The organism is Streptomyces pratensis, assembly GCF_037137275.1.
In the GTDB taxonomy this organism is placed as follows: Bacteria; Actinomycetota; Actinomycetes; order Streptomycetales; family Streptomycetaceae; genus Streptomyces; species Streptomyces pratensis_B.
On sequence record NZ_JBBBEN010000080.1, the window covers coordinates 1 to 6,316 of the forward strand.

A 6,316-nucleotide genomic window follows, 5' to 3' on the forward strand; every position below is an offset into this window, starting at 1 on the left:
CAGGCGCTGGCTTACACCATCTTCACCTCGGGCTCGACCGGCCGCCCCAAGGGCGTCGAGGTCACCCACCAGGGCCTGGCCAACCATGTCGCCTGGGCGGCACGGGAGTTGGCGTCCCAGGGACAGGGCGGCGCACCGCTGTTCTCCTCGGTCGCCTTCGACCTCGTCGTCCCCAACCTCTGGGCCCCCCTCGTCACCGGCCAGAAGGTCCACACCGTCGCCCAGGACACCGACATGGCCGACCTCGGCCGTGAGGTCGCCGCGGCGGGACCGTACAGCTTCATCAAGCTGACACCGGGCCATCTCGACGTCTTGGTCGAGCAGCTGACCGCCGAACAGGCCGCATCCCTCGCGCCGGTGCTCGTCGTCGCCGGCGAGGCCTTCACCCGCACCACCCTGGAACGCTGGCGAACCCTCGCCCCGCACACCCGGCTGATCAACGAATACGGACCCACCGAAGCATCCGTCGGAACCTGCGTCTACCCAGTACCCGCAGACGAGGCGGCCGAGGTGCTGCCCATCGGCACCCCTCTGCCCAACATGACCATGTACGTCCTCGACGCGGCCCTCGAACCCACCCCGATCGGCGTCCCGGGCGAGCTGTACGTCGGCGGCACCGGCGTGGCCCGCGGCTACGCAGGCCGACCCGACCTCACCGCCGACCGCTTCGTACCCGACCCGCACGGAACACCCGGCGACCGCCTCTACCGCACCGGCGACCTCGTCCGCACCCGCCCCGACGGCGCCGTCGAATTCCTCGGCCGCCTCGACGACCAGATCAAGATCCGCGGCCACCGCATCGAACCCGGCGAGATCCAGAGCGTCCTCACCGACCACCCCGCCATCCGCGACGCGGTCGTCATACCCCGCACGACCACGGCCGGCGAGACCCACCTCGTCGCGTACTACGTGAGCACCGAGGGGAGCTCCGTCGATGCGGCCGACCTCGGGAAGCACGCCGCCGAGCGGCTGCCCGACTACATGCTCCCCACCGCCTACATCGCTCTCGACACCATCCCCCTCAACACCAACGGCAAGACCGACAAACGCGCCCTCCCCGACCCCGACGACACCGCGGACCCTGCGGCGGGTATCGCACCCCGCACCGTCACCGAGGAGCGGATCGCCGACATCTGGAGCGAACTCCTCGGCACCCGGGTGGGCGTGGAGGACAGCTTCTTCCAGAGCGGCGGGAACTCGATCCTCGCCATCCGCCTCATCTCGCGGATCCAGGAGGAGTTCGACATCGACTTCAAGGTGCGCACCGTCTTCGAGGGCCCGACCGTGGCCCGTCTCGCCGCCGCCGTGGAGGCCACGGTCACCGCCGAGATCGACGCGGAGCTGGCCGCGTACCCCCCAGCCGCACACCCGCACGCAACCCCGACGAACGGCCAGGCCCTGGCGAAGGAGTTCACGGTATGAGCACGGACGCGATCATCCCCGCCGGCCTCGGCACCGACGAGCCCGGAGCGGGCCCGGAGGTCCAGGCCGCCGAGCGGGCCCGCCAGGAACTGATCCGGCGGCGCCTGGCCGGCCGGGGCCCCGGCCGCAGACCGGCGATACCGCGGGCCGACCGGGCGGCCCCCCTGCGGCTCTCCTACGGCCAGGAACAGATGTGGTTCCTCAGCCGCCTCGACCCGGACAGCACCCAGTACCTCGTCCCGTTCGTCGTCACCCTGACCGGGCCCCTCGACGCCGGCCTGCTCGGCACCGCCTGGCAGCGCCTCACCGACCGCCACGAGATCCTGCGCACCCGCTACACCCTGGCCGGGGAGAGCCCGGTCCAGGTCGTCTCCGACGCCGAGCGGGTCACCCTGCCCGTCGTCGACCTGACCGGCACCGCCCCCGGTGCGCGGACGGCCGCCGTCCAGGACGTCATCGACCGCGAGCTGTTCCTCCCCTTCGACCTGGAGCGCGACCTGCCCGTCCGGGGCCGGCTGCTGCGGCTCGCCGACGACGAGCACGTCCTGGCCCTGGTCTTCCACCACATCGCCTGCGACGCCTGGTCCACCGAGGTCGTCGCCCGCGAAGTGAGCGCCCTCTACACGGCCCTCGCCGAGGGTACGGAGGCGGCCCTTCCGCCGGTCCCCGTGCAGTACGCCGACTTCGCCGCCTGGCAGCGCGCCGAGATGTCCGGTGCGACGCTGGAGCGCCACCTCGACTACTGGAAGAGCCAACTCGTCGGGCTCACCCCCATCGAGCTGCCCACCGACCGCCCCCGCAAGGCCGTCCGTGACGCGTCCGGCGCCACCGTGGCCTTCTCCCTGCCCGGCGAACTCGCCACCCGGCTAAGGGCGTTCGCCGAGGACCAGAACGCCACGCTCTTCATGGTGTTCCTGGCCGCCTACCACGGCCTGCTCGCCCGGTACACGGGCACCACCGACATCGCCGTCGGCACCGTCGTCTCCGGGCGCGGCCGCCCCGAGCTCCAGGGCATGGTCGGCTACGGCATCAACAGCTTGGTCCTGCGCGGCCACTGGGAGGTCGAGCCGACCTTCCGCGAACTGGTGGCCCGCACCAAGGACACCGTGCTGGGCGCCTTCGACCACCAGGGCGTGCCCTTCGCCCAGCTCATCGACGCCGTCCAGCCCGAACGCGACCTCGCCCGCAACCCGCTGTTCGACGTGGCGCTGACCATGCACGGCGAGCGCACCGACGCCTTCTCCCTGCCCGGCATCGCCGTCGAACCCTTCCAGGGCGAGGGCGACGCCGCCAAGTACGATCTCGACCTCCAGTTCCGCGAGGGCGCCGACGGGTCCCTGCACGGGCACCTGGAGTACGCCATCGAACTCTTCGACCGCACCACCGCCGAGCGGCTCACCGGGCACCTGGTGCGGCTGCTGGACGCGGCCGTCACCACCCCGGACCGCGAGATCGGCGCCCTAGGCCTGCTCGGCGCGGACGAGCACGCCTGGCTCACCGCGGGCGCCGCCGTCACCGGCGAGGTCACCGGCACCGTGCACGGCGCCTTCGAGGCGCAGGTCCGGCGGACCCCGGACGCCGTCGCCGTCACCTTCGAGGCCGAGGAGCTGACGTACGCGCAGCTCAACGAACGGGCCAACCGCATCGCCCACCGGCTGCAGGCGGCGGGCGTCGGCCCGGAGACCCTCGTGGGCGTCTGCCTGGAGCGCTCGGCCGACCTGGTCCCCGCGCTGCTCGGCGTCCTCAAGGCGGGCGGCGCCTATCTGCCGCTCGACCCGGCGGCACCGGCCGACCGGCTCGGCTTCATGATCGCCGATGCCGCTGTCCCGGTCGTCGTCACGCAGAGCGCTCACACGGGGCTCCTGGCCCCGCTGCACTCCGGCACGACCCTGGTCCTGGACGCCGACGGGACGCGGGGGACGGCCCCGGCCCACGACCCGGAGCCCGTCGCGGGCGCCGACCACCTCGTCTACGTCATCTACACCTCGGGCTCCACCGGCCGCCCCAAGGGCGTCTGCCTCACCCACGCCAACGTGCTGCGCCTGTTCGACGTCACCGGCCGCCGCACCGGCTTCCACGCCGACGACGTGTGGACGCTGTTCCACTCCTACGCCTTCGACTTCTCCGTGTGGGAGATGTTCGGCGCGCTGCTGCACGGCGGGCGCCTGGTCGTCGTGCCGAAGGAGGTGACCCGCGACCCGTCCGCCTTCCTGGACCTGCTCGTCGAGCAGCGGGTCAGCGTCCTCAACCAGACGCCGTCCGCGTTCCGCGCCCTGGTCGCCGCCGCCCGCGAGGGCGACCCGCGCGTGGACCGGCTGGCGCTGCGCACCGTGGTCTTCGGCGGGGAGAAGCTGGAGGTCGCCGACCTGCGGCCGTGGGCCGACCGGCTCGGCCTCGACCGGCCGACACTCGTCAACATGTACGGGATCACCGAGACCACCGTGCACGTCACCCACCACGAGCTGACGGCGACCGACCTGGGCGCGGGCGTCAGCCCCGTCGGCGTCGCCCTCGACGACCTGGCCGTCCACCTCCTCGACGGACGCGGCAACCCGGTCCCCGTCGGCGTCTTCGGCGAGATCCACGTCGCCGGGCGCGGTGTGGCGCGCGGCTACCTGGGCCGGCCCGAACTGACCGCCGAGCGCTTCGTGCCCGACCCCTTCGGGGAGCCCGGCAGCCGGCTGTACCGCAGCGGCGACGTGGCCCGCCGGCTCGCCGACGGCAGCCTGGAGTTCCTCGGCCGCAACGACGAACAGGTCAAGATCCGCGGCTTCCGCATCGAGCTGGGCGAGATCAACGCCGTGCTCGCCGCGCGGGAGAGCGTCCGTGACGCCGTGGTCCTGGCCCGTGAGGTCACCCCCGGCGACCGCCAGCTCGTGGCCTACGTGGTGCCCGCGCCCGGCACGGAGTTCGACGCCGCCGCCCTGCGCACCGCGCTCGGCCGCGACCTGCCCGAGTACATGGTCCCGGCCTGCTTCGTCGCCCTCGACCAGCTGCCGCTGACCGTGAACGGCAAGCTCGACGACAAGGCGCTGCCCGCGCCGCAGCCCGGCGCCGTGCGCGCCGCCGGCCAGACGTACACCGCGCCGCGCACCGGCCTGGAGCGCCGGGTGGCCGCGATCTGGGGCGAGGTCCTCAAGGTGCCGTCCGTCGGCGTGCACGACAGCTTCTTCGACCTGGGCGGGCATTCGCTGCGCGCCATCAACCTCGCCGGTCACCTGCGCGAGGCCGGTCTCGACGTGTCCGTGCGCGATCTCTTCGAGCACCGCACGGTGGCCCGTCTCTCGGAGCGGCTCGCCGAACGCGCGCCTATGGTCCGCACGGCCGGCGTCCAGCCGTTCGAGCTGGTCACGGCCGCCGACCGGAAGCGGATGCCGGCGGGCCTGGCCGACGCGTACCCGATGTCGCAGGTCCAGATCGGCATGGTCGTCGAGATGCTCAGCGACGCCCGCCGCCCGTACCACAACTCCACGTCGTTCCGGGTCCGGGACGACCGGCCCTTCTCGGTCGAGGCGCTGCGTGCGGCGGCCCGGGCGGCCGTGACGCGCCACGAGGTCCTGCGCACCTCCTTCGACCTCAACTCCTACGACGTGCCGATGCAGTTGGTGCACCGCGACGTCGATCCGCCGGTCACGGTCAACGACCTCGGCGGCCTGGACGCCGCCGGCATCGAGAGCGCGCTGCGGGAGTTCACCGCCCGCGAGCGGGCCGCGCTCATCCCGCTGGACGCGGCCCCGCAGCTGCGGCTGACCGGGCACGCCTGCGACGACGGCAGCTGGTGGCTGACGATCACCGAGTGCCACGCCATCCTCGACGGCTGGAGCCACCACTCCCTCCTGATGGAGCTCGTCGAGGGGTACGACCGGGCGCGCGGCGGCGCCGCGATCACGCGTCCTGAGGCACCCGGCGTCCGGTTCGCGGACTTCGTCGCGGCCGAGCTGACCTCGCGCGAGGAGGGCGCGGACCGCGCGTACTGGACGGACATCGTCGAGCGCTACGAGCCGTTCGCCTTCCCCGAGGCATGGGCGGGCGACGGGGAGGCGGGTGACCCGCACCGCGTCAAGGTTCCCGTGCACGACCTGGAGGATCGGCTGCGCGCACTGGCCTCGGCGGCCGGAGCGTCCTTCAAGAGCGTGCTGCACGCCGCGTACCTCAGGACGATGAGCGCGGTCACCGGCCAGGAGAGGTTTTTCACCGGCCTGGTCTGCAACGCGCGCCCCGAGGCGCTGGGCGCCGACGGCGTCTACGGCATGCACCTCAACACCCTGCCGTTCGCCTTCGACGGCGCCTCGGGCACCTGGACCGACCTGGTGGCGCGGGTCTTCGGCCGCGAGGTGGAGCTGTGGCCGCACCGCGGCTACCCGATGCCCGACATCCAGCGTGCCGCGCCGGACGCCGGCCGGCTGGTCTCGGTCCGTTTCAGCTACCACGACTTCGACCAGGTCGACCGCGAGCAGGTCGACTACCTGGCGAGCATCGACGACAGCCCCACCGAGTTCCCGCTCGGCGTCTCCGCCCGTCTGGGCCACCTCTTCCTCACCGGCGGACGCAAGCACCTGACCGAGCAGGCCCTGCGGCACCTCGCGGGCATCCTGCGCCAGGTGCTGGAGGCCATGGCCGCCGACCCGCTCGGCGACGCCGCCGCCTCCTGCCTCCCGGCGGCCGACCGGGACCGCCTGCTGGCCGAAGGCACCGGTGAGCGGGCCGATTTCGACACCGCCGCCGTACCGTCCCGGTTCGAGGAGCAGGCCCGCCGCACCCCGGGCGCGACTGCCGTCTCGCTGGCCGGCACGTCGGTGACGTACGCGGAGCTCGACGCGCGCGCCAACCGGCTCGCGCACCACCTGCGCGCGCTGGGCGTGCGCCCGCACACCCCGGTCGGCGTCCTGCTGGA

General features: G+C 73.2%; 2 protein-coding genes. Both read left to right on the forward strand.

Annotated elements, in window-relative coordinates; all coding sequences use genetic code 11:
- Positions 1 to 1,422 (forward strand): non-ribosomal peptide synthetase (locus V9U70_RS10310; RefSeq protein WP_336674206.1); only part of this gene is annotated, 1,422 nt, incomplete at its 5' end.
- A partial coding sequence (locus tag V9U70_RS10315; RefSeq protein WP_336674207.1) for an amino acid adenylation domain-containing protein occupies positions 1,419 to 6,316 on the forward strand: 4,898 nt, incomplete at its 3' end. The genes V9U70_RS10310 and V9U70_RS10315, both read left to right, overlap by 4 nt.